Source organism: Streptomyces panaciradicis (assembly GCF_023516615.1).
GTDB classification, from domain to species: Bacteria; Actinomycetota; Actinomycetes; order Streptomycetales; family Streptomycetaceae; genus Streptomyces; species Streptomyces panaciradicis.
Genome location: NZ_JAMGBF010000054.1, coordinates 42,135 through 67,792, shown reverse-complemented (window position 1 = coordinate 67,792; position 25,658 = coordinate 42,135). Strand labels below are relative to the sequence as shown.

Here is a 25,658-nt window from a genome sequence, read left to right as displayed (position 1 = left end):
CCGGGACGGTGCCGCCGGGCGGCCGGCGTCCGTGGTGGCGGGCGGGCGGTCGGGGGCGGGGGCTCGGCCGTCGGCGGGGCGCGGGGGTGGGGGCCGGTGTCAGTGGTGTTCGCGATGATGTGCTCAGGGCCGGTGGTGTCGACGGGGTGGAGGGTGCATGGGCGGCAGGGAGCGGTACGTCGGTGTGGCGGAGCGGCGGGCGCGGCTGGCGCTGCGGCACCGGCTCGCGGGGCCGGCCCGGGGCGCGGCGCCGGAGGAGATCGCGGACGCGCTCGTCGCGCTGCACGGCACGGACCCGGCGACGGTGTACCTGGCGGTGGGCGCGCGTCTGACGGATGCGGCCCGGACGGTGCCCGAGACGGACCGGGCGCTGTACGAGGACCGCTCGCTGGTCCGGATGCACGGCATGCGCCACACGGTGTTCGTCTTCCCCACCCCGCTCACCGCGGTCGTGCACGCTTCGACGGGCCTGGCGGTGGCCGCGCGCGAGCGGGCCAAGCTGGTGGCGGACATGGCGAAGGCCGGGGCACCGGACGCGGCCTGGCTGAAGGAGGTCGAGGAGTCGGCACTGGCCGCGCTGGCCCGCCGCGGCCAGGCGACGGCGGCCGAACTGGCCGAGGACGAGCCGCGGTTGAGGGAGCGGTTCGCGTACGCGGCCGGGAAGGGCTACGAGGGCGTGCACACCGTCTCGGCGCGGCTGCTGCGGGTGCTGGGCGTGGAGGGCAAGGTGGTGCGGGGCCGGCCGCTGGGCTCCTGGACCTCGACCCAGTTCCGCTGGGCGCTCGCCCCCGCCCATCCCGAACTCGACCCGGCGGGCGCCCAGGCGGAGCTTCTCGGACGCTGGCTGGCGGCGTGCGGGCCGGCCACCGAGGCGGACCTGAAGTGGTGGACGGGCTGGAAGGTGACCGACGTACGGCGTGCGCTGGCGGCGATCGGCGCGCGTCCGGTGTCCTTGGACGAGGGCACGGGGTACGTCGTCGCGGGCGACGCCGACCCGGTGGCAGGGCCCGTCGAGCCCTGGGCGGCGCTGCTGCCGGCCCTGGACCCGACGGCGATGGGCTGGCAGTCCCGGGACTGGTATCTGGCGCCGGAGCTGCGGCCGTCGCTGTTCGACCGCAGCGGGAACGTGGGACCGACGGTGTGGTGGGACGGCAGGGTGGTGGGGGGCTGGGCGCAGCGGGCCGACGGGAAGATCGCCTGGCGCCTGCTCGACGAGGAGGGCGTGGGCCGCGAGGGCGAGGCGGCGATCGCGGCCGAAGTGGACCGGCTGCGCGGCTGGTTGGGCCCGGCGCGGGTGACCCCGCGGTTCCGCACCCCGCTGGAGAGGCAACTGACGGCCTAGGGCCGGGCGCCCCGTGGGCGGGGCGCCCGGCACCGGCGGTTCACCTCGAGTAGCGCATCAGCGCCCGCACCATGTGGCAGGTCGTGTCCGACGGCGGGTGGACTCCGATCGTCTCCGCCGTGCTGCGGATGGTCTCGTTGCGCGCCTGGTTCGGCACGTAGACGCCCGAGTCGAGCAGGGCGATGGCCAACCGCATCGCCTTCAGGCGGCGGTTGTGCGTGACGTACCACTCGCGCGGCCGTCCCGGCGGCAGCGGGCGCTTCTCCACGGGTTCGTACGGCAGGTCGAGCAGGACGGGACGGTTCACGGTGGACTGGGTCGGCTTCGGCTTCAGTGCGGCAGCGGGCACAGGCATCCTCCTGTCGCGGTGAGGGGGTCGGCACGGGGGTTCCGGCAACCCCCCAACACCCTCGAACACTTCTTCTAGTGTACTGCTCACCACTGACAAAAGCCCCTGGCCACAAGGGCTTTCGGCCACCCCTGACGTACCGTGGACCCCATGGAGATCTGGATCAACCCGGCCTGTTCGAAGTGCCGCAGCGCGATCGGCCTGCTCGACGCCGAGGGAGCCGACTACACCGTCCGCCGCTACCTGGAGGACGTGCCGAGCGAGGACGAGATCAGGGACGTGCTCGACCGCCTGGGGCTGGAGCCGTGGGACATCACCCGCACCCAGGAGGACGCGGCGAAGGAACTGGGGCTCAAGGACTGGGCGCGGGACGCCTCCTCGCGCGAGCGGTGGATCACGGCGCTGTCGAAGCACCCGAAGCTGATCCAGCGTCCGATCATCACCGCGGACGACGGCACGGCGGTGGTCGGGCGCAGCGAGGAGGCCGTTCGGGACGCTCTGTCCCGGTAGCCGGCGGTATCTCCGGCTGCGGGATTTCGGGCCCGGACTGCTGTTACCCTCCGCCGCCATGACCTTCGGTGATCAAGGAACGCCGTACGACCCGTGGGCGGCGGAGCGGGAGCGCATACGCAGGGCACGACGGGCCCGGTCGGCCGCTGCCGCCGCGGTGGGCGTCGTGCTCGTCGCGGCCGCCGGCGCGGGCATGGTGCTGTACTCCGGCGACGGCACGGGCGAGGCGTCCGCGGCGAAGGCGTCGGGGAGCCCCCGGGTGTCCGCCGCCCCGGACGTCCGCGTCTCCGGCTCCCTGTCCGGCGCCCCCTCCTCGCTCCCCTCTCTCCTCGCACGCCCCGTGATCCGGCCCGAGCAGGCGTTCCCGTCGAAGAGCGTCCGCCTGAAGGACGGCTCCCGTTACGAGCGGGTGGACCTGGCGACCACCACGGAGTGCGCCCGCGGGATGTCGCAGCAGCTGGCGGCCGTGGCCCAACAGGGCAAGGGGTGCGTGCGGTTGACGGCGGCGCTGTTCACGGACGCCGACCGCCGCTCGCAGATCACCGTCACCGTGGCGAGCTTCCGGCGGGCGGAGGACTCGGGGATGGTCTTCGGGATGGCCTCCATGGACCCGGTGACGTACCAGGTGGTCTCGCTCGACCCGCCCGCGCAGGCGGGGCTGCCGACCGTGCCGCCCGGGTCGCCGGGGGTGTTCCGGCGGCTGGCGACCGTGCGGTCCGTGGTGTTCGCCAACGGGCAGTGGGGCGACGGCTCGGAGACAGCGGAGGCCGCGCTGACGAAGGAGACGGAAGGGCTGCTGCGGCACGTGAACGACACGGTGGTGGCCTACGAGGAGGGCAAGGGCGGCAGCCTGTGAGTCCGCTCCAAGTCTCCTGTGACGCAGGTTACTTCGGTGACTCCCGCGACCGCTGAGTAAGTCTGTTCGGTATCTCGTACATAGCGGCGTACGCTCCCCTACCTCTCAGGAGGCGCGCATGTCGCGCAGGAGAACTCTCGGTACGAAGAAGAAGATCGCGCTGCTGGTGAGCGCGGCGGCGGTGGCGGGCGGCGGTGCCTTCGTCATGGCGAGCACCTCCAACGCCGCGCAGAGTCCGCCGAAGACCCTGTCGGCCGCGGACTCGAACGTCTGCCAGGGGCTGGCCACCGCCCTCGGCAACAACCAGAGGTTCATCGACGGGCAGCGGGCCAATCCCGACGCCCAGTCCGCGGCCCGGATCGCCAACCGCGAGGCGGTCATCGCGCAGATCAAGGTGCAGCAGAAGGCGTCCGGTTGTGCGGTTGGGGAGTCGGCTCAGGGCTCCCAGTCCGCTCAGCCCGCGCAGTCGGCTCCGCCCGCGCAGGCCGCACCGCCCTCGCAGGCCGCCTCGGCGCCCGCGGGAAACGCGAACGCGGGTGGCGCTGCCGCGTCCGGCTCCGCCCAGCAGGTCTGCAAGGGCTCCACCGTGACGCTGTCGGGCGAGGCCGGCGCGCCTGCCGCGTCCAGCAACCAGTTCCCGGCCGGGACGACGCTGAAGGTCACCAACCTGGACAACAACAAGTCCACGACGGTGAAGGTCACCTCGGTCTCCGGCAGTTGCGCCCTGCTGAACAACGCGGCCTTCGAACAGGTCCGCGAGCCGGGCAAGTTCCTGATCCGGCGGGCCCTGATCGAGAAGGTGGGGTGACGGTCAGGAATTCAGGAAGTCCGTGAGGCGGCGGCCCAGTTCGGGGGGCGCGGACTGCGGCAGCGCGTGATGGGAGACGCCGGGGACCACGACCGTCTCGACGCGCGGCAGCAGTCCGGCCGCCCGCGCCGCCACCTCGTGCGGGTCCTGGGTCCTGCTGCTCCCGGCCAGGAGCAGCAGGACCGGCATGTCAAGGCCGCGCAGCGCCTCGGGCGCCGGGCGCGGACCGGCCACCGGCTTCGACACGGAGGGGAAGCCGGCGGCCGCCTCCTGGAGGCGGAGCCAGTCGGGGTCGAGGGGTGCTCCCCCGGTCTCCCATTCCAGGAAGGTCCGGACCCTGCGGGGCGAGGGCCGCAGCAGTGACGGCAGGGCGTGCAGCAGGTACGCCGGCCGGAACCCGGCGAAGCACTGGGCGGGGTCCAGGAGGAAGAGCCGGCGCACCCGGGCGCGTGCCCGCAGGGCGTGGTGAAGGGCGATCCAGCCGCCGTAGGAGTGGCCGCCCAGGGCGGTCTCGCGCAGGCCCAGGCCGTCGAGGACCGCGTCCAGCCAGACCGCCAGGTCCGCGGCCGTACGGGGGTGACGGCCGCGGGCCTCGGTGCCGCGGCCCGCGCAGGCGGGGAGGTCCACGGCGTGGACCCGATGGGTGCGGGCGAGTGCGGCGGCCTGGGCGTACCAGGAGGCCGAGGTGGCTCCCCCGCCGCCGGGCAGCAGGACGACCGCCGGTGCGTCGGGCGGGCCGCACCTGTTGACGTACGCCGTCCCGAAGGGCGTGGGGACGGTCACCGCCTCGCGCTCGGCGGGCCACTTGGCCATGACCTTGTCGTACGCGGCCAGGAAACCGTCCCGGTCGAACGCGGTGCCCATCGCCTCCGCCTCCTCTATTATCTCGTCGAGCGAGATACTCGGTGAGCGAGACGATACCGGAGAAGGACATGCAGCCCCAGGGCCCGGAACTGGACATCGTCCATCTGCTGCGCGCGGTGACGGTCGAGCTCGGTCTGCTCAGCGGCCGGTTCGCGAGCCGAAACCACATGCATCCGACCGACGTCCGCGCGCTGATCGCCCTGATGGACGCCGCGCGCGCGGGCGAGGAGACGACGGCCGGGCGGCTCGGCGCCGCGCTCGGCCTGAACTCGGCCGGCACGACGGCCCTGGTGGACCGGCTGGAGCGGGCCGGGCACGTGCGGCGGGTCCGCTCCGAGCGCGACCGGCGCAGGGTCGTGATCGAGGTGGAGGAGCAGGCGGTGGCGCTCGGGTGGGCGTTCTTCGGGCCGCTGATCGGGCGGACGGCGGAGCTGCTGCGCGGATACGACGAGCGGGAACTGGCCGCGATCAGGGGGTTTCTGGAGGGCGTACGGGAGGCGGCGGCCGGGGAGGGCTGACCGGCTCGGCCGCCACACACGTCCTCACGCCGTGAATCGCGCCACACCAACACCAGGTAACACGGGGTTCACATTCGAGCAATGGCCGGGAAACCGCCTGTTGACAGGCTCGCGGCCATCGAACAGCGGCGCCCCGATGCCGCAGCGCCGCAGCACCCGCAAGTGCGCCTGGACATACCCCGAAGGATGTGGCCCGTGAGCTTCAAGGCTGAGTACATCTGGATCGACGGCACCCAGCCGACGGCCAAGCTGCGTTCCAAGACGAAGATCCTCGCCGACGACGCAAAGGGTGCCGAGCTGCCGATCTGGGGCTTCGACGGGTCCTCCACCAACCAGGCCGAGGGCCACGCCTCGGACCGCGTGCTCAAGCCGGTCTTCACCTGCCCGGACCCGATCCGCGGCGGCGACGACATCCTCGTGCTGTGCGAGGTCCTGAACATCGACATGACGCCGCACGAGTCCAACACCCGTGCCGCGCTCGCCGAGGTGGCGGAGAAGTTCGCCGCCCAGGAGTCGATCTTCGGCATCGAGCAGGAGTACACCTTCTTCAAGGACGGCTACCCGCTCGGCTTCCCCAAGGGCGGCTTCCCGGCCCCGCAGGGCGGCTACTACTGCGGTGTCGGCGCGGACGAGATCTTCGGCCGTGACGTCGTCGAGGCGCACCTGGAGAACTGCCTGGCCGCCGGCCTCGGCATCTCCGGCATCAACGCCGAGGTCATGCCCGGCCAGTGGGAGTTCCAGGTCGGCCCGCTGGCCCCGCTGGAGGTCTCCGACCAGCTGTGGGTGGCCCGCTGGCTGCTGTACCGCACCGCCGAGGACTTCGGCGTCTCCGCGACGCTGGACCCCAAGCCGGTGAAGGGCGACTGGAACGGCGCCGGCGCGCACACCAACTTCTCCACCAAGGCGATGCGCGAGGGCTACGACGCGATCATCACCGCGTGCGAGTCGCTCGGTGAGGGCTCCAAGCCGCTGGACCACGTCAAGAACTACGGCGCCGGCATCGACGACCGCCTGACCGGCCTGCACGAGACCGCCCCGTGGGACAAGTACTCCTACGGCGTCTCCGACCGCGGCGCCTCGGTGCGCATCCCGTGGCAGGTCGAGAAGGACGGCAAGGGCTACATCGAGGACCGCCGTCCCAACGCCAACGTGGACCCGTACGTCGTGACGCGTCTGCTCGTCGACACCTGCTGCTCCGCGCTGGAGAAGGCCGGCCAGGTCTGATCCGCGCACCCGGCTCCGAGGGGCGTCCACCGCACGCGGTGGGCGCCCTTTCGTGTCCGGGAAGGCGTCCAAGCAGTGGGAACGGGCTCCTCGTGGCGGCCGTCGTCTGCTTCAATGGGCTCATGGCCAGCTTCCAGAAGTACACCGCGACGGGTCGCCATGACCTCGAGCCCTTCTGGCCCTCCCGTCAGCACCACGACTTCGACCGGGTGTGTTGCCGCGCGACGACCGCGCCGGCCCTCTGAAGCCGTACCTCACCCGGCCTCCGGCCAGCGCGCAACGGCGTACGTCCCTCCCGACGAACCTCTCGCGCGAAAGAGCTGACCTGTCATGGCGACCACCCGTCCGCTGTCCCCCGCCCCCGTCTCCGCCCCCGCCCGGCACCGGCTGCGCGCCGTCGACCCCGACGAGGTGATCGACGTAGCGGAGTTCCTGCCGCCCGGCGCCACCTGGCTGCCCGCGCCGCAGCACACCCTGCCCACCCTGCCGGGACAGCCGCCGATGGTCGGCTACCTGGTCCTCATCCCGGCCGACCGCCCGCACGCCGTCCCCGCCGACGCCGCCCCCGGCCTGCCCGGGACGGCCGGCGACCCGCTCGTCCGCATCGACGCCGTGCAGCGCACCGCCTCCGTCGACGGACGCGAACTCGACCTGACCTACCTGGAGTTCGAGCTGCTCGCGCACCTCGTCACGCACCCGAACCGGGTGCACACCCGCGACCAGCTGGTCTCCACGGTGTGGGGATACGGGCACGTGGGCGACGGCCGCACCGTCGACGTCCACATCGCCCGGCTGCGCCGGAAACTGGGCGCCGAGCACCGGCAGGCGATCCAGACGGTGCGGCGGGTCGGCTACAAGTACACGCCGCCGGCCGGACGTTGAGCCCGCCGCTGATCCTCTGCTGACGGCAGAGCGGCGTTCCGTCCCGCGTCCCGACCGGGCAGAGTCACCGGCATGAGACTTCTGGTGCTCGGTGGTACGGAGTTCGCGGGACGGGCCGTCGTGGAGGCGGCCCTCGGGCGGGGCTGGGAGGTGACGGTCCTCAACCGGGGCCGCCACCGCCCGCCGGACGGCGTACGGGAGCTGCGCGGCGACCGTACGGCGCCCGGCGGGCTCGACGCCCTCGCGGACGGCGAGTGGGACGCCGTCGTCGACACCTGGCGGCTGGCGCCCCGCGTGGTGCGGGACGCGGCCCGGCTGCTGCGCGGCCGCGCACGGCGGTACGTCTACGTCTCCAGCTGCTCGGTGTACTCCTGGGCGCCGCCCGCCGGGTACACCGAGGACGCGGCCGTGGTCGAGGGCGCCGACCCGGACGCGGAGGAGACGGACTACGCCCGCGACAAGCGGGGCGGTGAGCTGGCCGTGCTGGACGCCTTCGGCGCGCAGGACTCCGTGCTGGTGCGCGCCGGGCTGATCCTCGGTCCGCACGAGAACGTCGGACGGCTGCCGTGGTGGCTGGCCCGGACGGCCCGGGGCGGCCCCGTGCTGGCCCCGGGCCCGCGGGAGCTGCCGCTGCAGTACGTCGACGTCCGCGACCTGGCCGAGTGGATCCTCGGCGCGGTCGAGCAGGAGCTCAGCGGGCCGTTCAACCTGATGAGCGAGCAGGGGCACGCCACGATGGGCGAGTTGCTGGAGGCGTGCGTGGCGGTCACCGGCTCCGCCGCGGAGCTGAGGTGGACGGCGCCCGAGGTGATCCTGGACGCCGGTATCGCGCCGTGGACCGAGCTGCCGGTGTGGGTGCCGCCGGGGACGGACATGCACGACGCCCTGCACGCGGCGGACGTCTCCCGCGCGGTGGCGACGGGGCTGGTGTGCCGGCCGGTGGGCGAGACCGTCGCGGACACCTGGGCCTGGCTGCGGTCCGTCGGGGGGACGGCCCCCTTGCGTTCCGCCGCGGCGGTCAAGGGGCTCGATCCGGAGGTGGAGGCGAAGGTACTGGGCCGGTGATCCGGCCGCGGCCGGCGGGGGCTGGTCGCGCCCACGCGGCGGAAGCCGCACATGGACACAGCCCCGCACCCCTTTCAGGGGCGCGTCGCGGCCCGGGGTGTATCTGACACCACCCCCCAACCCGGGGGCCCGGCCCCGTGACCCTCCCCCGCCGCTCGGCCAGACTCTTCGCCATGAACACCAACACGAAGAGCGGCCCTCTCGCGACGAGGGCCCGGGCCGTGGCGGTCGCGGCGGGGCGGGGGTTCGTGCTGACTCTGGTGAGCCTTCCGGGAGCGGTGCTGGGCTTCACGCTCTCGCTGCTGTCGATCGCGCTCGTCCCCCTCGGCATCGGAGTGCTCACCACGCCCTGGGTGCTCACCCGGGTACGGGCCTTCGCCGACTGGCGGCGCGCGCTGGCGCAGCGGTGGGGCGGGATACCGATCCCGTCGGCGTACCGGCCCGTCCCGGAGGGGGCCAACCCCTGGTCGCGGACGTACGCGATGCTGCGGGACCCGGCGACCTGGCGGGACCTGCGGTGGCTGCAGGTCGACATGACCGCGGGATACGTCACCGCGCTGCTGCCGGTGGTGCTGTTCGTCTACCCGCTGGAGGGTCTCGCGGTCGCCGCCGGGCTGTGGCGGCCGCTGTCGACGTGGGGCGGCTACTGGTACGGCTTCGTGCACGTCACCGACCAGTCCTCCGCCTTCGGCGCCGGCGCCCTGGCCCTCGTACTCCTCACCCTCACGCCCCTCGCCCCGCGCATGCTGGCCACCCACTTCCAGCTGACCCGGGCCGTACTGGGCGCCAGTCAGGCCGAGTTGGCCGAGCGGGTCCGGGTGCTCACCGAGACCCGGCGGGACGCCGTGGACACCTCCGCCGCCGAACTGCGGCGGATCGAACGGGACCTGCACGACGGCGCGCAGGCCCGGCTGGTGGCGATGGGCATGGACCTGGGCACCATCGAGATGCTCATGGACAAGGACCCCGCGCAGGCCAAGCAGCTCCTCTCGCAGGCCCGGCAGTCCTCCGTGGACGCCCTGGCCGAGCTGCGCGAACTCGTGCGCGGCATCCACCCGCCGGTGCTCGCCGAACGCGGACTGGGCGACGCTGTGCGGGCGTTGGCGCTCAGGCTGCCGCTTCCCACCGAGGTGACGGTGGAGCTGGACGGGCGGGCGGAGGCGCCGGTGGAGTCGGCCGCCTACTTCGCGGTCAGCGAGGTGCTGACCAACGCCGTCAAGCACTCCGGCGCGGACCGGGTCTGGATCGACCTGCACCATGCCGAGGGCCGGCTGCGGGTCACCGTGACGGACAACGGCAAGGGCGGCGCGGCGATCGGGGCCGGTTCGGGGCTGGCCGGGGTGGAGCGGCGGCTCGGTACATTCGACGGCGTCCTGGCCGTCAGCTCGCCCGCGGGCGGCCCCACCATGGTCACCATGGAGATCCCTTGCGCGTTGTCCTAGCCGAAGACCTCTTCCTGCTGCGCGACGGACTGGTCCGGCTGCTGGAGGCGTACGACTTCGAGATCGCCGCCGCCGTCGAGTCCGGCCCCGAACTCGCCCGCGCCCTGGCCGAGCTGGACCCGGACGTCGCCGTGGTCGACGTGCGCCTGCCGCCGACGCACACCGACGAGGGGCTGCAGTGCGCGCTGCGGGCGCGCCGGGACAGACCCGGCTTTCCGGTGCTGGTGCTGTCGCAGCACGTGGAGCAGTTGTACGCGCGCGAACTGCTGGCCGACGGCAGCGGCGGGGTGGGCTATCTGCTCAAGGACCGGGTGTTCGACGCGGAGCAGTTCGTGGACGCGGTCCGCAGGGTGGCGGCGGGCGGTACGGCGATGGACCCGCAGGTGATCCAGCAGCTGCTGTCCCGGCGGGCCGCCGACGACCGGCCGCTGGCACGGCTGACCCCCCGGGAGCGGGAGGTCCTGGAGCTGATGGCGCAGGGCCGCTCCAACGCGGCGATCGCCGGGCAGCTGGTGGTGACGGAACGGGCGATCGCCAAGCACACCTCCAACATCTTCGCCAAACTGGACCTCGAGGTGTCGGACGATGACAATCGCCGCGTTCTGGCGGTCCTCGCCTACCTGGACCAGGGCCGGTGAACGGTCGCTGATTTTCCGTAACTTCCCCTGCTCAGAGGGCGGTTGGGAAGCAAAAGCCGAGTAAACCTCTGATTTGTTCGTGAGGCTGCTGAACACCTCTGGGACGACGCCCGTATGAGTGGGAGCCGCTTCACTCCTGTCGGGCGCCTCGAAGCCCCGCCAAGCCCGCAAGGAAGTCAGAGGAGTTCCATGGGACGCAACACACGCAAACGCCGTACGCCGCTGGCCACCAAGGCCATAGCCGCATCGGCGGCCCTAGCGCTCGGTGGGGGCGGGCTGATCTGGGCGAACTTCTACGCCTCGGCGCACGAGTCGAACAACTCCGGGCAGAACCAGACCAAGGCCGCCGCCGGCCAGGTGGCGACGATCGCCTGTCCCGACGTCCAGCAGAAGCTGACGAACGTGCCCGAGAAGGCCCGTCAGGGTGTGGCGACGGAGCTCGCGAACCTCGACAAGCAGATCACCGAGGCCTACGCCCGGCTCGCCTCCACGCGCCAGGCGCAGACGCAGGACGCCGGCTTCGTGCAGAACGCGATCGTCGGCCCCCTCAAGGAGAAGCGGGCCGCGACCCTCGACCGGATCCGCATCGACATCCAGCGGGTGGGCGGCCAGGTCGACGCGGCGGGCCTGAGCGCGCTCGCCGCCTGCACCACGCAGTCCGCCAACCAGACCACGGCCGGTGGCCAGCAGCAGAACGGCGGCCAGCAGCAGGGCGGCCAGCAGCAGAACGGTGGCCAGCAGCAGGGCGGCCAGCAGCAGAACGGCGGCCAGCAGCAGGGCGGCCAGGCCGGCGCCGGCCAGAACATCGGCGGCCAGGCCGGCAACGGCCCCGTGGCGGCCGACTTCGTGGACATCACCAAGGTCCAGCCGAACGTCGCCGCGAAGCCCCGCAAGACCGGCAACGCCTCCAACGGCACCTTCGTCACCCGCTGCGGTGTGAACGCGAACAAGAACCACAACACCGACAACGTCATCGTGGCGCCCGGCGTGAACAACGGCGCGCACCACCTGCACGACTACGTCGGCAACCAGAAGGTCAACGCGTTCTCCACCAACAACTCGCTGATCGCGGACCAGACCAGCTGCCAGAACCGGGGCGACCTGTCGGCCTACTACTGGCCGGTGGTGCGTCTCCAGAACGGCACGCAGGACTTCGACCAGAACGCGGACGGCGGCGGCAAGGAGGGCAACGTCGGCAAGATCCTGACGCCGGTCCAGGCGCAGATCAAGTACGTCGGCAGCCCCACCAGCAAGGTCACCGCGATGCCGCAGTTCCTGCGCATCATCACCGGTGACGCCAAGACCACCACCAACGGTCTGGCGAACGCCAACGCGCACTGGTCCTGCACCGGCTTCGAGAACAAGGTCCAGCTGACCACGCAGTACCCGATCTGCCCGCAGGGCAGCAACGTGGTGCGCACGTTCGCCTTCCAGTCCTGCTGGGACGGCAAGAACATCGACAGCGCCAACCACCGCACGCACGTCGCGTTCGCCGACGCCAACGGCAACTGCGGCAACGGCTTCAAGGCGATCCCGCAGTTGACCATGCGCCTGGTCTACAAGATCGCCCCGCCGGTCCTGCAGAACGGCCAGGTCAAGAACGCCTACGCGGTGGACGGCTTCCCGGAGCAGCTGCACAAGGCGGCCACGGACCACGACGACTTCATCGCGGTCTTCAAGAACAACCTGGCGAACACCATCGCCAACTGCATCAACCAGGGCAGGCAGTGCCAGTGACGCACGGCTGACAGACCCGCGAAAGGCGGGCGGTGGGAATCTCCCACCGCCCGCCTTTCGTCTGTGCCGTGCGGCTCAGCCGGTGTGCGACGAGCCGTGCGCACTGTGGTCGGTGCCGATCTCCTCCTCGCCGCCCAGCGTGGTCTGCAGCGCCTTGACGACCTTGTCGGTGCCGACGGCGACCCACTTGCGGCCGACGAGGTAGTGACCGCCGTAGTCCTTCGCGTCGTTGATCCACTCGCGCTGGCCGCGGTCGGTGGCGAAGGTGGCGAAGACGTACTTGCCGTCGGAGGTCTTGCAGATGGCCTGGCGGACCTCGTCGGAGTCGATCTGCATGTTCGGCCTGCACTTCACCTTGGCCGCCAGGCTCTCCAGACTGCCGGTGGCGGCCGTCGGGATCTTCGCGGCCGCGTCGCTGTCTCCGGATCCACAGCCCGCCAGCGCCAGAACGGCCACGGCACCGGCCGCGGCGAGCATCGGTCGGGTCAACCTCATCTGTTCCTCCGGGTCGCTCTGTTGGCCAGGCCCCACGGGCCCGTTCCCTTCGATACGGCTGCCGGGCACGGGGCGCTCAATCCGACTGGGGGATGTGGCCACAGGTGTGCGAGGGTAGGCCGGTGAATCAGGACTGGGAAGACCGTGTGGCCGCCGCCTGGGCCACCTTCGACGAATATCCGGAAGAGCGGGCGGCGGAGTTCCGGGCGGTGATCGACGCGCTCGTCGCCGAACTGCCGGCGGGCAGCCCGCTCGGCCCGTTCGAGCAGGCCTGCGCCTGGGACTCGACGGGCCACTCCGACAAGGCGGCTCCGCTGTACCGGGAGGCGCTGGCCGCCGGGCTGAGCGAGGCCAGCGGCTACAAGGGCAGGCGGGCGAAGATCCAGCTGTCGAGCTCGCTGCGCAACATCGGGCAGGCGGAGGAGGGCGTCAAGCTGCTGACGCCGGAACTGGACGCCCCCTCGGACGAGTTGGACGACGCGGTGCGCGCGTGTCTGGCGCTGTGCCTGTCGAGCCTCGGCCGGGACCGCGAGGGGCTGTCCCTCGTCCTGGGCGCGCTCGCGCCCCATCTGCCGCGCTACCAGCGGTCGATGGCCAACTACGCGCGGGCGCTGGTCGAGCCGGAGGACTGAGCGGGCGGGGTGCGACGGTGACCATCCGACGATTCGCTCGTTCTGCTGAACGTGCAGTCACAGGATGTCGCCCCGCGCCCCGCAGCCTCTTCCAGCGACCCGGCCGTCGACGTCGAGCGGGCCGAGGCCGCGCTCGTCGAGCACTACCCCCGGCTGGTCCGGCTGGCCTACCTCGTGCTGCCGCCGAGTCTCGGCCGCAACCGGCGCGTGGTGACCGCGCACGCCCTCACCCAGCGCGCCCTGCCCAAGGGCCGCGCCCAGACCACTGTGGTCCCGGCCCAGTCCACGGGCCGCGACGGCGACCCCGGGTACGCCGTGGTCCGCCTCCAGGTGCTGCGCAACGCCCTGGAGGCGGGGCGCCCGCTGCGCTTCACGGCGCTGCCCAGGCGGTCCCAGCTTCCGCCGCTGCTCCCCCAGGTGTGGGGTCTGCGGCTGTTCCCCCGCTCCGGCGGCGCCGACGAACTCGCCCTGGACCAGCGCCTGTCGACCCTGTCCGGGCCGGCCCGCGCCGCCTACGTGCTGCGCGGCCTGGAGAAGCTGCCCGACGCCGACGTGCGCGAGATCCTCACGGCCGCCGGCTGCGACGACGCCAAGCGGGCGCTGCGCGAGGCCGACGAGGTGCCGGCGGCCCACCATCCCCTGCTGGAGTCCCCCGAGTTCGACCCGTGCTCGCTGCAGGCCCGGCCCACCGATCTGATGCGCCGCCGCCAGCACACCAAGGCCGCGCTCGTGGCCGCGGCGGCGCTCGCCGTGACGGGCGCGCTGCTCGGCATGCCCGGCGACGGCTGGGGGCCCGACGGCGCGGCGGCCCCCGCCTACGCGCAGAACCCGGCCGCCGAGGCCGCCCTGAACCCGGGCCGGCTCACCAAGGTGGCTCCCACCGCGTGGGAGTCCTCGTCGCGGACCGACTTCTCCGTCTGGCCCGCCCGAGGTGAACTGACCGGCGACAGAGCCCTGTTGCGCCGCGCCCTCGCCGTCTGGGCCCGCCCCGGCGAGCGTGTCCGGGTCTCCGCGACGCCCGGCACCCCCTCGGGCGGCCCGTCCGGCCCGCCCCAGCTGCTGTACGCGGGGAAGGTCGACAGCGCGCGGGTGGTCATCCTCTACGACGGTCTGCGCATCGTCCGCTACGCCGAGCCGGCCGACGGCACCCAGGGCGCCGCCCTGGACTTCGCGCGGGTCGACGGCGCCGACCGGGCGGGGGCGAGCGCGGTGGTGCTGGGCAGGGCCGACGGCAACGTCCGCTATCTGACGGCGCCCTGGGTGACGAAGGCCGCCGAGCGGGACCTGCTCAAGCCGGACGCCGGGGCGACGGACCTCGGCCTCGCCAAGGGGATCACGTCGCCGCTGGCCGGCCCGGCCGAGCAGACCGGCGCCTGCGCGTCGTGGAACGTGCTGGAGCTGACCGACGGCACGAGCACCTGGCTGCTGACCGACCTCGGCGAGCTGGTCCCGGCCCGGCTCACCACCGGCCGCCCCGGCTCGTCCGGGCAGGCCTCCGCGGCCCGGACGCTGCGGGCCTGGGCGCCGTACGGCTGCTCGCTGGCCGCGGTGCGCTCGGCTGGCGTGCGGACCGTCAACGCCTGGGCGTACGCCGCGCAGCCGCTGCCGGACGGAAGCGGGTCGGCGGACTGGGTCTGCACGCGCGCGGAGACCTGGCGGGGCGGCGGCACACGAGTGCTGGCGCAGTTCCGCACGCCGGGCGGCAGGTACGGGGCGGTGGCCGCGAAGGCCGAGAACGCCGCGGCCTGCGGTCCGAAGGACCCGCACGTGCTCGCGGGGGTGCTGTGGAAGTCGGAGACCAAGGGCTGGTACCTGCTGGCGGCCGGTGGGCCGGGGACGGCGTCGGTCACCGCGACGGGCGGCATCGAGGCATCGGCGCGCGGGAACGAGTTGGCGGTTCCGGCGAAGCAGGGCGGGCAGGCCGAGCTGAAGGGCACGCTCGACGACGGCCGGGTGATCGGCGGTCTGCGGTAGGAGCGGGACGAGCTCCTAGTTGACACTGGCGTCAACAAGTCGGCGCAGGAGGGTTCCGCGAGGCCCTACCCGTCAGTACATTGACGCCATGTCTAACACGCAGGCCTCGGAGCGGGTCGACCTCAAGGCGCGGAAGGTGTCCTTCTCGTGGGAGGACACGCCGCTGCACTGGGTGCCCGGGGACCCGTTCACCACGCACACCATCAATGTGCTGCACCTGCTGCTGCCGGCCGGTGAGCGGTGGTTCGTGCACGTCTACCAGCAGGTCCTGCCGTTGATCCGGGATGAGCGGCTGCGCGCGGACGTCATCGGGTTCATCGGCCAGGAGGCGATGCACTCGCAGGCCCACGACGAGGTGCTGCCGCACCTGAGGCAGCTGGGGCTCGATCCGACGCCGTACACCGCGCAGGTCGACTGGTTCTTCGAGAAGCTGCTCGGCGACCGGACCCTGCCGCCCGGCCGGGCGCGCCGGTGGTGGCTGCTGGAGCGGGTCGCGCTGATCGCGGCGATCGAGCACTACACCGCTTTCCTGGGCGACTGGGTGCTCAACGCCGACGAACTGGACCGGCGGGGCGCCGATCCGACCATGCTGGACCTGCTGCGCTGGCACGGCGCGGAGGAGGTCGAGCACCGGTCTGTCGCCTTCGACCTGTTCATGCACGTCGACGGCAGCTACCGGCGGCGGGTGCGCACCTGGGCGACCGCCTTCACGGCCCTGGTGTTCCTGTGGCAGCGCGGCTCCCGCTTCTTCATGGCGAACGACCCGACGCTCACCGACGGCAAGGCGTCCTTCAAGGACTTCTACGTCAGCGGCCGAAGGGGCACCCTGCCCGCGTCCGGCGACCTGCTCAGGTCGATCCCGCGCTACCTGAGCCGCGCCTACCACCCCTCCCAGGAGGGCTCCACCGAGCAGGCGGTCGCCTATCTGGCCTCCTCCCCCGCCGCCACGGCCGCAGAGAAGGGCGCCGCCTGATGCCCAAGCCGCTCACCGTCGCCGCCCTCGCCACGGCCGCGCTGCTCACCCGGCGCGCGCTGCGCCGGCGCGTCCGGGTCTCGCCGCTGTGGCCGATGCCCGCGCTGGACCCGCCCGTCTCCGGCCGGCCGCGCACCCGGGCGCTGCGGCTGCTGGTCGCCTCGCGCGAGACGGTCGCCGACGGCGTCGTCCAACTGCGCCTGGAAGGTGCGGAGCTGCCCCGCTGGGAGCCCGGCGCGCATCTCGACCTGGTGCTGCCGTCGGGGCTGGTGCGGCAGTACTCGCTGTGCGGGGACCCGGCGGACGGCTCCTCGTACACGGTGGCCACGCGGCTGGTCGCGGACGGGCGAGGGGGCTCGCGCGAGGTGCACGAGCAGCTGGCGGAGGGGATGGAGCTGGAGGTCCGCGGGCCGAGGAACCGGTTCCCGCTCGTCGAGGCGCCGTCGTACGTCTTCGTCGCCGGCGGCATCGGGATCACGCCGATCCTGCCCATGCTGCGGGCGCTGCCGGAGGGGACCGAGTGGCGGCTGCTGTACTGCGGGCGGTCGCGGGAGTCCATGCCGTACGTGGCGGACGTCGAGAAGCTGGGCCCGGACCGGGTCACGGTGGTCACCGGGGTGCCGGACCTCGACGCGCTGCGGGTGCCCGAGGACGCCGTCGTCTACTGCTGCGGCCCGGAGGGGCTGATGGCCGCCGTCGCGGAGCGCTTCGAGCGGGTGCGTCTGGAGCGGTTCGCGCCGCGCACGTCCGGCGGCGCGGCCTTCGAGGTGGAACTGCGGCGCAGCGGGCGGACGTTGACGGTGCCGGCCGACTCGACGGTGCTGGCCGCGGTGCGGGCCGAGCTGCCGGACACGCTCTACTCCTGCGAGCAGGGGTTCTGCGGGACCTGTCAACAGCGGGTGCTGGAGGGAGAGGTGGAGCACCGGGACGAGCTGCTGACGGACGCGGAGCGTGACGACTCGATGCTGATCTGCGTTTCGCGGGCGCGAAGTGATCGGCTTGTGCTGGACATGTGAACGCCGATGGCCGGACCGGCCCGTTCGGGGCCGGATCCGATCGGTAAGGTGTTCGCATGAGTACCGGGGTACGCCGCAGGATGGGAGTCGAGGAGCGGCGGCAGCAGTTGATCGGCGTCGCCCTCGAACTGTTCAGCCAACGCTCTCCCGACGAGGTCTCGATCGACGAGATAGCAGCCGCCGCGGGCATCTCCCGTCCGCTGGTCTACCACTACTTCCCCGGCAAACTCAGCCTGTACGAAGCCGCGTTGAAACGTGCCGCGCAGGACCTCGCGGGCCGTTTCGACGAGCCGCACGAGGGACCGCTCGGTGACCGGCTGCGGCGCGTGATGCGCCGGTTCTTCGATTTCGTCGACGAGCACGGCCCGGGTTTCTCGGCGCTGATGCGCGGCGGCCCGGCGGTCGGCTCCTCGGCGACCAACGCGCTGATCGACGCCGTACGGCAGGCCGCCTATGTCCAGATCCTTTCGCACCTCGACGTCGAGGACCCGCCCGCGCGGCTGGAGCTGGTCGTGCGCTCCTGGATCTCGCTCGCCGAGTCGACCGCGCTGATCTGGCTGGACGGCCGCCGCATCCCGCGCGCGGAGCTGGAGAGGCAGCTCGTGCACGACTTCGCCGCGCTTGCCGCGGTGAGCGCCGCCTACGACGAGGAGATGGCGGCGGTGGTGCGCCGTATGGTCAAGGACGAGCCGCCGGACGGGGCCTTCGCGGACCTCGCCGCCCGGCTGATCGGGCTCGCGTCCTGAAGCCGGGCCGCGCCCTCAGCGTTCGAACTTGCGGTACGACGGGTCGAGGTCGCGCACCTCGGCGGAGGCGTGCAGAACGCTGTGGCCGTCCTCGCGCACGTGCTTCTTCAGCAGCTCCAGCACGGTCTCGGTGAGCTTCGCCTTGGTCTCCTCGGTGCGGCCGGCGAGCAGTCCGATCATGACGTGCACCACGGCGTGGCCCAGCTCGCCCGGCTCCTCGTAACCGAACGCGGTGACCTCCGAGGCGCGGAACTGCGTCTTGCACGCCTCCGGCTTGGCGGCGGCGATCTCGACGAGCGAGGCGTGCAGCTCCCGCGCGAAGCCCTCCCGGTCGAAGTCGATGTGCTTCGAGTGGTCGACGATGATCTGCGGCATGGGCACTCCTGTTCTACGACAGCGACAGGCTCACCCTAGTTGCCCAGCTGCAGGGCCAGCATGGCGATGTCGTCCTCGTGGTCGCTGCCGAAGGAGGCGAGGAGCGTGTCGCACAGGGCGTCCAGTCCGGGCAGGGCGCCGACGGCTGCGGCCCGCAGCTGTTCCATGGAGACCGACAGGTCCACGCCGCGGGTCTCGATCAGGCCGTCGGTGACCATCAGGAGCCGGTCGGCGGGGTCCAGGTACAGCTCGGTGGGCGCCGGGTGCGGAAGGCCCACGCCGATCAGCGGGCCGGACGCCTTGACGTACTCGGCGTCGCCGGAGTCCCGCAGCAGCAGGGGCGGGATGTGGCCCGCGTTGGCGATGCGGGTGCGTCCGGTGGCGGGGTCGATCAGCACCAGGCACACGGTGGCCGTCACATCGGGGTGGAAGCGCTGGAGCATCCGGTCCAGCCGTTCGGCGAGCACCGCCGGGTCGCTCTCGTCGACGCAGTAGGCGCGCAGCGCGTGCCGGATCTCGACCATGACCGTGGCCGCGTCCAGCGAGTGCCCGACGACGTCGCCGACCGCGGTGAGCACACCGTCGTCCAGGTGCAGCGCGGCGTAGAAGTCGCCGCCGATCTCGGTCTCCCGGGAGGCGGGCACGTAGCGCACGGCGATGTCGATGCCCGGCAGTTCCGGCAGCCGGTGCGGCTCGGGCAGGAAGCTGTGCTGGAGGGTGAGGGCGACGTGCCGTTCGGCCTGGTACATCAGCAGCGGTTCGGCGGCCAGCGCGGTGGCCTGCGCCAGCTGGGCCAGCAGCGCCTCGCCCTCGGGGCTGACCCGGCGCAGGCCGCGGGTGGGGGTGGCCAGGCACACCGGGGCCCGGCCTCCCTGGGTGAGGACGAGTGCGAGGCGGGCGTCGTGCTGCACGCCGGGCCGGAAGAAGCCGGCGGGCCACAGCGGCGACGGCACGGTGGTGATCTGCACCCCGGCCTGGCCGCGGGTCAGGCGCCGCAACAGCGCGGCGACGGCCTGGTGCGCGCCCTCGTCCGGCAGGGACAGCCGGGTGCGCGCCCGGTACAGGCCGCGGTACAGCCGGTCGTCCCGGTCGAGGACGAACACCGCGGCGGGGCAGCCGAGGAGGCGTGCGGTGCCGTCGGCCGCGGCGTCGGCGAGCTCCTGCAGCGAGCGGGCGGCCTGGATGGTGACGATCGTCTCCGACAGCAGCCGCAGCCGTTTGACGAGCGCCTGGTCGTCGGCCCGCAGCCGGGCGGCGCGCACCGCGGCCCGCACCGCCGCCTCGATCTCCTCCGGCTCGGCCGGCACCGTCAGATACGCCTCGGCGCCCGCGAGCAGGCCCTGGCAGCGGCCGGCGGGCGGTGCGGCGAGCGCGGAGAAGTGCACCACGGGCAGGCCGGACATGTGCGGGCGCTCCCTGAGCCGGCGGCACAGTTCGAAGCCGCTCATGTCCGGCAGGTGCACGTCGACGAGGGCCACGTCGGGCATGGTGCCCTTGCGCAGCCGTACGTCGAGCTCGTTCAGCGCCTCGCCGCCGCTGGCGACCGGGACGACCTCGTGGCCGGCCCGGCGCAGCACTGTGCCCATGGCGTAGCGGCTGGCGGCCACGTCGTCCACGACCAGCACGGTCGTGCCTGTCAGCTTGCCGTTGTCGTCCATCCTCTGCCCTTGGACAGGCCGGTGGGACGGCCCCCGGGTCCCGGGGTCCGTCCCACCAAAATAATGCCGTCTCAGTCAGTACGGGAGAAGACGGCGACAGTGCGCCCCGGAACGGCGAAGGTGCCCGATACCCGCTCGTAGGAGGAGGACTTGACGATAGGGTCCGCTCCGGACGCCTGCAGCGGGTGCAGGTGGTAGGCCGTACCGGCCAGCGAACCGATTCTCTGCTCCTGCTTCTCCGGCGTCGCGTTGAAGACGACGACCAGGTCGCCCAGTTCCATGGTGATCACTCCGGGCGTCTCGTCCTTGCCCGACAGCGGGAACGAGAGCTTCGACTGCACCTGTCCGGCGGTGCCGAGCGAGAACACGTGCTCGGTCGTACGGATCCTCAGCAGGTCACGGTAGGCGGCCGAGGCGCCCTCGATCTGCGGGCATCCCACCTTCACCGTGCTCAACAGGGGCTTGGCGAAAGCCCACTTGGACTTGTTGTCGGCCGCCGGCGGAAGTCCGCGGCCGAACCCGTTGCCGTCGGCGCAGTTCCAGTGGATCGCGTTGAACCAGTCGCCGCTGTCGAAGGAGTTGCGGTCCAGGGACTTCGAGCGCAGCAGGTCGGAGCCGGCCTGGGAGAGGGACGGGCCCTGCGAGAGGGTGGCCGTCGCCATCGCCAGGACCTGCATCCGGGCCCGGTCGGCGGCCGGGGTGCCCGGGGGCAGCTTGTACGTCAGCGCGTCGAACAGGGACTCGTTGTCGTGCGCGTCCGCGTAGGCGAGGGCGTCGCCGGGGGCGTCCGCATATCCGGCGGGCTGGCCGTTGTAGTCGACCTCGGAGCCCTTGACCTCCTTGCCGTCGGTGTCGGTGAAGGCGAACGACCTGAGGTTGCCGGACAGGCCCACCTTGATCAGGTCCTGGTAGTGCAGGAGACGGGCCTTCTGCTCGGCCGTCGTGCCGTTCGCGGTCGAGGAGTTGGGGTCGGTGTAGAGGCCGGAGGCGAAGCCCTGGACGCCGGGGTCGGAGTCGAAGGGGCCGCCGCCGCGCACCGCGTCCCGGGCCCGGTCGGAGAAGGTCGCGATGCCCGTGCCGGCCATGTTCTTCTGGGTGGCCTGGACGAAGCGGGCGTCGTCGGCGACCTCGCCGAAGTTCCAGCCCTCGCCGTACATGATGATCTTCTTGCCGTCGACGCCGTCCTTCTTGAGGGTCAGCGCGTCGAGGGCCTTGCGCACGGCCAGGATGTTCGCCTTGGGCTGGTGCCCCATGAGGTCGAAGCGGAAGCCGTCGACCTTGTACTCCTTGGCCCAGGTGACCACGGAGTCGACGACCAGCTTGCCCATCATGGCGTTCTCGGTGGCCGTGTTGGCGCAGCAGGTGCTGTTGGCGACCGAACCGTCGGCGAGCAGGCGCTGGTAGTAGCCGGGCACGATCTGGTCCAGGACGCTGGTGTCCGCCTCACCGGCGGCCGAGGTGTGGTTGTAGACGACGTCCATGACGACCCGCAGCCCGTCCTGGTTGATCGCCTTCACCATCTTGCGGAACTCCACCGTGCGCCCGGTGCCGTCCGGGTCGGTGGCGTACGAGCCCTCGGGGACCGTGTAGTGGTAGGGGTCGTAGCCCCAGTTGTAGGCGTCCTTGGCCGCCGTCTTGCTCACGCACTCCTGCTGCTTGTCGGAGTCGGCGGCGTAGGAGGCGAGGTCGCAGTCGGGGCTCTGCTGGTCGGCCTTCTTCTCGGGCACGGTCGCGAAGTCGAAGACGGGCAGCAGGTGGACGTAGGAGGTGCCCGCCTTCGCCAGTTCACGCAGGTGCTTCGAGCCGTCGCTGCCCTTGTCGGCGAAGGCCAGGTAGGTGCCCTGGTCCTTGGCCGGCACGGTCTTGTCCGCGACGGAGAAGTCCCGGACGTGCAACTCCTGGATCTGGGCGTCCCTGAGCGGTACGGCCTTGGGCTTGGCGTAGGCCGACCAGCCCTTGGGGGCCAGCGACCTGTCGTCCAGGTCGGCGACGACGCTGCGCCCGGAGTCCGCGGTGAGGGCGACCGAGTAGGGGTCGGTGACCTTGTTGGTGACGACCTTGCGGACGCTGGGCGCCCACACCTTCACGACGTACCGGTACTCCTTGCCCTTCCAGGACGCGGGGCCGGTGACGGACCAGACGCCGGTGGCGGCGTCGCGGTGCATCGCCTTGCGGGAACCGTCGAGTTCGAGCGAGACGTGCTGCGCGGTCGGCGCCCACACGGACAGCGTGGGACGGCCCTTGTGGAACGACGGCCCCAGGTCGGCCTTGGTGGCGCTCGCGTACACGTCGTCGAGGACGCCCGCGATCTGCACGCCCGTCGCCGCCAGCACGGCGCCGTTGGCGGCCCGCTGGGAGGCGACGATCTGCCCGCTGAGGGCCTCGCGCACCCGGTCCCGGTCGCGCGGGTCGACGGACCAGGCGGTGTAGTCCTTCAGGTAGGGGAACTTCGCCTTCTGGGCGTCGGTGAGGGTGGTCTTCCCAAGGCGCAGCCAGCGCTCGTCGTCGCTGGTCAGCGTCCCGTTCTTGACGGCGATGGAGCCGTCGCGGGAGTACAGCAGCTGGGTGGAGGCGGCGGCGTCGGAGCCGTTCCAGGCGACGGTGTCGCGGTCGATCCAGACCGCCTTGGAGGTGGTCAGGTCGAGGGCGGCGGCCGAGCCGGCGGGCTGCGGCAGCAGGTACTTCTCCTGGCCGTTCAGCAGCCACACCTCGTAGCCGTCGGCCTTGAGGTCGAGGGACTGGTCGGCGGGCAGGTCCTTGTCGTCGCCCTTGTGGATGATGTAGCTGAGGCTGGTGGCGCCGTCGGTGAGCGGCACCTCGAAGACGGCGCCGTAGGCGTCCGTCCGCACCGGCTTCAGCGGGCTCGGCCAGTCGGTGGGGTTCGCGGCGCCGGTCCAGACGTGCAGGCCCCAGCCGTCGTAGTTCCCGTCGGCCCGGTGGTAGTGGATGACGGCCTTGGTCCTGTCCTGCGCCGGGTAGTCGGGGCGGGTGGTCTGGACGGTGTCCTTGCCCTGCTCGATCCACACCTCACCGGTCTTGGTGACGTCGATGGAGCGGTCCGCGGAGACGTCCTTGTTGCCGTCCTTGTCGATGACGAGGAACCCGACGTTGGAGGCGCCCGGCTTCAGCTTGACGTAGGCGAAGGCCCCGTAGGCGTCACGGCCGGTGAACGGGTGGCTGGCCGGCCAGTTCGTCGACTCGCCGTCGGCGAGGTCGCCCCAGGCGTACAGGCCCCACTTGTCGTAGTCGCCGTCGGTGCGCTTGTAGTGGACGACCGCGTAGTCGCGTGAGGAGGCGGTGGGGATCTCCGGGGCGGGCGGGGTGCCGGTGGTGGAGGCCGCCGTGGCGGACGCCGTGTGTCCGGCCGAGTCGACGACGACCGCCTTGTAGCGCAGGGCCGTTCCGGCGGGTACGTCCTTGCCGAGGGTCTGGGTGACCTTGTACGGGGCGTGGTCGGCGGAGCCGAGGACGCGCCACGCGCCGTTGCCGACCTGGGCAGCGAAGACGACCCGGTTCAGCCGGCCGCCGTCCACGCCCGCGGACACCTCGACGGTGCCGGTGGCGCCGGCGTCGGGGGCCTTGAGGGTGACGGTCGGTGCCGTGGCCGGCTTGGCGGGCTTGCCGGCCGCCTTGAGGACGACGGCGGAGCCGGCCGGGACGGTGACGGTGACCTTGTTGTCGGCGCCGGAGGTGACGGTGGCCGAAGTGCCGTAGATGCCGCGGTACTTCATGTCGGCCGAGCCGGCCGCGAAGGTGGCGGTCTTCGCCTCGCCGGCGTTGTTGAAGGCGACGAGGTACTCCTGGCCGGACGTGGCGTCCGTGCGGGAGAACGCGTAGACGCCGGAGCCGTCGGCCGCGTAGCGCTCGGTCTGGACGCCGTCCGTCAGGGCGGGGTTGGCCTTGCGCAGCTTGCCGAGAGCACTGATCTGCTTGTAGAGCGGTGCTTTCGTGTCGTAGGCGTCGCTCGCGGCGGTGCGGTCGGTGCCGATCTCGTCGTCGTCGAGGTAGTCGGCGATCTTCGAGGCGAACATCGGCTGGCGGGCGTCCTTGTCGCCGCCGGAGCCGGTGAAGCCCTGCTCGTCGCCGTAGTAGACGACGGGGTTGCCGCGGCTGAGGAACATGACCTCGTTGGCGAGCTTGTCCTTGGCGAGCAGTTCGGCGTCCGTGGCCTTGGGGTTGTCCTGCTTCAGGAAGTACCCGATCCGGCCCATGTCGTGGTTGCCGAGGAAGGTGACCTGCTCGTACGCGTTGGCCTTGTCGGTCGTGTACTTGTAGTCGTCACCGAAGACCGAGGCGAGCTTCTGCGCGCTGCCGCCCTGCGAGGCGTAGGTGCGGGCCGCGTCCTGGAAGGGGAAGTCCAGGGTGGCGTCGAGGCGGCCCTGGGTGACGTACGGCGAGGTGATGGAGGTGTCGGCGGAGTAGACCTCGCCGAACATGAAGAAGTTCTTCCGCCCGTGCGCGGCCGCGTACGCGTCGAGCGCGGTCGCCCACTGGGTCCAGAACTCCATGTTCACGTGCTTGACCGTGTCGATGCGGAAGCCGTCGACGCCGAAGTCCCTGACCCAGCGCTCGTAGATCTTCTCCATGCCGCTGACGACCTCGGGACGCTCGGTCCACAGGTCGTCGAGGCCGGAGAAGTCGCCGTAGGTGGCGTTCTCGCCGGCGTAGGTGGAGTCGCCGCGGTTGTGGTACATCGTCGGGTCGTTGAGCCACGACGGGACCTTGAGGTTCTTCTTCCCGGCGGGCACGGTCGGCGTGCGCGGGAAGGAGTCGGTGTCGACGGGCGGGAACCTCTTCGTGCCGTCCGCGTAGTCGGCGTCGTCGAAGGGCCGCCCGTCCTTGGTCAGGTAGGGGAAGGCGCCCTTGGAGAGGTAGTCGTAGGACTTGCCCTCGTAGTCGACGACGTCGGCGGTGTGGTTGGTGATGACGTCGAAGAAGACCTTCATGCCCTTGGCATGCGCCTTGGAGATGAGGGTCGCGAGGTCCTTGTTGGTGCCGAAGTGCGGGTCGACCTTGGTGAAGTCGGTGATCCAGTAACCGTGGTAGCCGGCCGACGCGTTGGAGCCGGTGCCCTGCACGGGCTGGTTCTTGAAGATCGGGGCCATCCAGATGGCGGTGGTGCCCAGGCCCTTGATGTAGTCCAGCTTCTTCGTCAGGCCCTTGAGGTCACCGCCCTGGTAGAAGCCCTTGTCGGTGGGGTCGTAGCCGGTGCTCAGGCGTGAACCCGTCAGACCGCCTTCGTCGTTGCCGGTGTCGCCGTTGGCGAAACGGTCCGGCATGACGAAGTAGAACTGCTCCCGGGTGTCGTCGTGCCGGGCGGGCTCGGCCGCGAGCTTCGCGTCCGAGGGAGGCGGAGGCGGGGAGGCCGCCTGCGCGGCCAGTGGCTGGATCAGGGCGGCGGCAACAGCCACGACAGTGACGGCCGCGACCCGTCTCGCTCTCGGTATCACAGGCGGAAACTCCTTGCGATGACGGCTCTGGTGGGTCCGACCCCGCGTGACCGTACCGCCGACGAAAGGTTTACAGCAAGAGGCTTGAAATTCACAGCAAGAAG

23 protein-coding genes are annotated in these 25,658 nt (G+C 71.9%); 17 read left to right on the top strand and 6 right to left on the bottom strand.

Annotated features, from left to right (window positions below; genetic code table 11):
* Positions 1–157 precede the first annotated feature (157 nt).
* A complete protein-coding gene (locus tag M8J74_RS20260; protein ID WP_249837779.1) occupies positions 158–1,342 on the top strand; it encodes a winged helix DNA-binding domain-containing protein in 1,185 nt (394 codons plus the stop codon).
* A 40-nt stretch (positions 1,343–1,382) separates the two neighbouring features.
* Here the strand turns inward: M8J74_RS20260 and M8J74_RS20255 are convergent, their stop codons facing one another.
* On the bottom strand, positions 1,383–1,691 hold the full coding sequence (locus M8J74_RS20255) for a hypothetical protein (protein ID WP_249837778.1): 309 nt from the start codon (positions 1,689–1,691) through the stop codon (positions 1,383–1,385).
* 150 nt (positions 1,692–1,841) lie between these two features.
* On the opposite strand from M8J74_RS20255, the gene M8J74_RS20250 reads away from it, so the two are divergent.
* The 3 genes from M8J74_RS20250 to M8J74_RS20240 all read left to right on the top strand — a co-directional run bounded on the left by M8J74_RS20250 (position 1,842) and on the right by M8J74_RS20240 (position 3,865).
* A complete protein-coding gene (locus tag M8J74_RS20250; RefSeq protein ID WP_058925720.1) occupies positions 1,842–2,201 on the top strand; it encodes an arsenate reductase family protein in 360 nt (119 codons plus the stop codon).
* A 58-nt stretch (positions 2,202–2,259) separates the two neighbouring features.
* Positions 2,260–3,057, top strand: coding sequence for a hypothetical protein (locus tag M8J74_RS20245; RefSeq protein WP_249837777.1), 798 nt, complete (start codon positions 2,260–2,262; stop codon positions 3,055–3,057).
* Between the two features lie 118 nt (positions 3,058–3,175).
* The gene (locus M8J74_RS20240; protein WP_249837776.1) at positions 3,176–3,865 is read left to right on the top strand and encodes an SCO2207 family protein; all 690 of its coding nucleotides are present in this window, start codon (positions 3,176–3,178) and stop codon (positions 3,863–3,865) included.
* Positions 3,866–3,868: 3 nt separating this feature from the next.
* On the opposite strand, the gene M8J74_RS20235 is transcribed toward M8J74_RS20240, so the two are convergent.
* The gene (locus tag M8J74_RS20235; protein WP_249837775.1) at positions 3,869–4,729 is read right to left on the bottom strand and encodes an alpha/beta fold hydrolase; all 861 of its coding nucleotides are present in this window, start codon (positions 4,727–4,729) and stop codon (positions 3,869–3,871) included.
* A gap of 68 nt (positions 4,730–4,797) precedes the next feature.
* Here M8J74_RS20235 and M8J74_RS20230 point away from each other — a divergent pair, with 68 nt between their 5' ends.
* From M8J74_RS20230 to M8J74_RS20200, 8 genes are all read left to right on the top strand, one after another.
* Positions 4,798–5,247 (top strand): MarR family transcriptional regulator, encoded by a 450-nt coding sequence (locus tag M8J74_RS20230; RefSeq protein ID WP_249837780.1) that lies wholly within the window; start codon positions 4,798–4,800, stop codon positions 5,245–5,247.
* Positions 5,248–5,442: 195 nt separating this feature from the next.
* Positions 5,443–6,471, top strand: coding sequence for a glutamine synthetase (glnII, locus tag M8J74_RS20225; protein ID WP_249837774.1), 1,029 nt, complete (start codon positions 5,443–5,445; stop codon positions 6,469–6,471).
* Between the two features lie 122 nt (positions 6,472–6,593).
* A complete protein-coding gene (locus M8J74_RS44560) occupies positions 6,594–6,716 on the top strand; it encodes a hypothetical protein (RefSeq protein WP_283948356.1) in 123 nt (40 codons plus the stop codon).
* 85 nt (positions 6,717–6,801) lie between these two features.
* On the top strand, positions 6,802–7,353 hold the full coding sequence (locus tag M8J74_RS20220) for a winged helix-turn-helix domain-containing protein (protein WP_249837773.1): 552 nt from the start codon (positions 6,802–6,804) through the stop codon (positions 7,351–7,353).
* Positions 7,354–7,425: 72 nt separating this feature from the next.
* Entirely contained in the window at positions 7,426–8,418 is a 993-nt protein-coding gene (locus M8J74_RS20215; protein ID WP_249837772.1) for an NAD-dependent epimerase/dehydratase family protein, read from the top strand.
* 173 nt (positions 8,419–8,591) lie between these two features.
* Complete coding sequence (locus M8J74_RS20210; RefSeq protein ID WP_249837771.1) at positions 8,592–9,860, top strand: sensor histidine kinase; 1,269 nt, start codon at positions 8,592–8,594, stop codon at positions 9,858–9,860.
* On the top strand, positions 9,845–10,498 hold the full coding sequence (locus M8J74_RS20205) for a LuxR C-terminal-related transcriptional regulator (protein WP_249837770.1): 654 nt from the start codon (positions 9,845–9,847) through the stop codon (positions 10,496–10,498). The genes M8J74_RS20210 and M8J74_RS20205 overlap by 16 nt, the downstream gene beginning before the upstream one ends.
* A gap of 189 nt (positions 10,499–10,687) precedes the next feature.
* Entirely contained in the window at positions 10,688–12,235 is a 1,548-nt protein-coding gene (locus tag M8J74_RS20200; protein ID WP_249837769.1) for a DUF1996 domain-containing protein, read from the top strand.
* A gap of 75 nt (positions 12,236–12,310) precedes the next feature.
* Here M8J74_RS20200 and M8J74_RS20195 read toward each other — a convergent pair whose 3' ends face one another.
* Entirely contained in the window at positions 12,311–12,730 is a 420-nt protein-coding gene (locus M8J74_RS20195) for a hypothetical protein (RefSeq protein ID WP_249837768.1), read from the bottom strand.
* Between the two features lie 92 nt (positions 12,731–12,822).
* Here M8J74_RS20195 and M8J74_RS20190 point away from each other — a divergent pair, with 92 nt between their 5' ends.
* The 5 genes from M8J74_RS20190 to M8J74_RS20170 all read left to right on the top strand — a co-directional run bounded on the left by M8J74_RS20190 (position 12,823) and on the right by M8J74_RS20170 (position 18,071).
* Positions 12,823–13,362 carry a tetratricopeptide repeat protein gene (locus tag M8J74_RS20190; protein ID WP_249837767.1) on the top strand — a complete coding sequence of 180 codons (540 nt, stop codon included), beginning with the start codon at positions 12,823–12,825 and terminating at the stop codon, positions 13,360–13,362.
* 51 nt (positions 13,363–13,413) lie between these two features.
* Positions 13,414–15,336, top strand: coding sequence for a hypothetical protein (locus M8J74_RS20185; RefSeq protein WP_249837766.1), 1,923 nt, complete (start codon positions 13,414–13,416; stop codon positions 15,334–15,336).
* 88 nt (positions 15,337–15,424) lie between these two features.
* Positions 15,425–16,309 carry a metal-dependent hydrolase gene (locus tag M8J74_RS20180; protein WP_249837765.1) on the top strand — a complete coding sequence of 295 codons (885 nt, stop codon included), beginning with the start codon at positions 15,425–15,427 and terminating at the stop codon, positions 16,307–16,309.
* Positions 16,309–17,325 carry a PDR/VanB family oxidoreductase gene (locus tag M8J74_RS20175; protein ID WP_249837764.1) on the top strand — a complete coding sequence of 339 codons (1,017 nt, stop codon included), beginning with the start codon at positions 16,309–16,311 and terminating at the stop codon, positions 17,323–17,325. The genes M8J74_RS20180 and M8J74_RS20175 overlap by 1 nt, the downstream gene beginning before the upstream one ends.
* Before the next feature lie 56 nt (positions 17,326–17,381).
* On the top strand, positions 17,382–18,071 hold the full coding sequence (locus tag M8J74_RS20170; RefSeq protein ID WP_107416165.1) for a TetR/AcrR family transcriptional regulator: 690 nt from the start codon (positions 17,382–17,384) through the stop codon (positions 18,069–18,071).
* A gap of 15 nt (positions 18,072–18,086) precedes the next feature.
* Here the strand turns inward: M8J74_RS20170 and M8J74_RS20165 are convergent, their stop codons facing one another.
* The 3 genes from M8J74_RS20165 to pulA form a co-directional block, all read right to left on the bottom strand.
* Positions 18,087–18,446 (bottom strand): 5-carboxymethyl-2-hydroxymuconate Delta-isomerase, encoded by a 360-nt coding sequence (locus M8J74_RS20165; protein ID WP_249837763.1) that lies wholly within the window; start codon positions 18,444–18,446, stop codon positions 18,087–18,089.
* A gap of 35 nt (positions 18,447–18,481) precedes the next feature.
* Positions 18,482–20,104 carry a fused response regulator/phosphatase gene (locus M8J74_RS20160; RefSeq protein WP_249837762.1) on the bottom strand — a complete coding sequence of 541 codons (1,623 nt, stop codon included), beginning with the start codon at positions 20,102–20,104 and terminating at the stop codon, positions 18,482–18,484.
* Between the two features lie 71 nt (positions 20,105–20,175).
* Positions 20,176–25,554: a pullulanase-type alpha-1,6-glucosidase gene (gene pulA / locus M8J74_RS20155; protein ID WP_249837761.1), complete on the bottom strand. Its 5,379-nt coding sequence runs from the start codon at positions 25,552–25,554 to the stop codon at positions 20,176–20,178.
* Positions 25,555–25,658 lie beyond the last annotated feature (104 nt).

Excerpts from the sequence above, each read along its gene's own strand:
- M8J74_RS20235 (WP_249837775.1), bottom strand. The coding sequence starts at position 4,729 with ATGGGCACCGCGTTCGACCGGGACGGTTTCCTGGCCGCGTACGACAAG.
- M8J74_RS20175 (WP_249837764.1), top strand. The coding sequence starts at position 16,309 with ATGCCCAAGCCGCTCACCGTCGCCGCCCTCGCCACGGCCGCGCTGCTC.
- M8J74_RS20220 (WP_249837773.1), top strand. The coding sequence starts at position 6,802 with ATGGCGACCACCCGTCCGCTGTCCCCCGCCCCCGTCTCCGCCCCCGCC.
- M8J74_RS20195 (WP_249837768.1), bottom strand. The coding sequence starts at position 12,730 with ATGAGGTTGACCCGACCGATGCTCGCCGCGGCCGGTGCCGTGGCCGTT.
- M8J74_RS20200 (WP_249837769.1), top strand. The coding sequence starts at position 10,688 with ATGGGACGCAACACACGCAAACGCCGTACGCCGCTGGCCACCAAGGCC.
- M8J74_RS20210 (WP_249837771.1), top strand. The coding sequence starts at position 8,592 with ATGAACACCAACACGAAGAGCGGCCCTCTCGCGACGAGGGCCCGGGCC.
- M8J74_RS20160 (WP_249837762.1), bottom strand. The coding sequence starts at position 20,104 with ATGGACGACAACGGCAAGCTGACAGGCACGACCGTGCTGGTCGTGGAC.
- M8J74_RS44560 (WP_283948356.1), top strand. The coding sequence starts at position 6,594 with ATGGCCAGCTTCCAGAAGTACACCGCGACGGGTCGCCATGACCTCGAG.
- M8J74_RS20180 (WP_249837765.1), top strand. The coding sequence starts at position 15,425 with ATGTCTAACACGCAGGCCTCGGAGCGGGTCGACCTCAAGGCGCGGAAG.
- M8J74_RS20190 (WP_249837767.1), top strand. The coding sequence starts at position 12,823 with ATGTGGCCACAGGTGTGCGAGGGTAGGCCGGTGAATCAGGACTGGGAA.
- M8J74_RS20260 (WP_249837779.1), top strand. The coding sequence starts at position 158 with ATGGGCGGCAGGGAGCGGTACGTCGGTGTGGCGGAGCGGCGGGCGCGG.
- M8J74_RS20165 (WP_249837763.1), bottom strand. The coding sequence starts at position 18,446 with ATGCCGCAGATCATCGTCGACCACTCGAAGCACATCGACTTCGACCGG.
- M8J74_RS20240 (WP_249837776.1), top strand. The coding sequence starts at position 3,176 with ATGTCGCGCAGGAGAACTCTCGGTACGAAGAAGAAGATCGCGCTGCTG.
- M8J74_RS20230 (WP_249837780.1), top strand. The coding sequence starts at position 4,798 with ATGCAGCCCCAGGGCCCGGAACTGGACATCGTCCATCTGCTGCGCGCG.
- M8J74_RS20215 (WP_249837772.1), top strand. The coding sequence starts at position 7,426 with ATGAGACTTCTGGTGCTCGGTGGTACGGAGTTCGCGGGACGGGCCGTC.
- M8J74_RS20250 (WP_058925720.1), top strand. The coding sequence starts at position 1,842 with ATGGAGATCTGGATCAACCCGGCCTGTTCGAAGTGCCGCAGCGCGATC.
- M8J74_RS20245 (WP_249837777.1), top strand. The coding sequence starts at position 2,260 with ATGACCTTCGGTGATCAAGGAACGCCGTACGACCCGTGGGCGGCGGAG.
- M8J74_RS20170 (WP_107416165.1), top strand. The coding sequence starts at position 17,382 with ATGAGTACCGGGGTACGCCGCAGGATGGGAGTCGAGGAGCGGCGGCAG.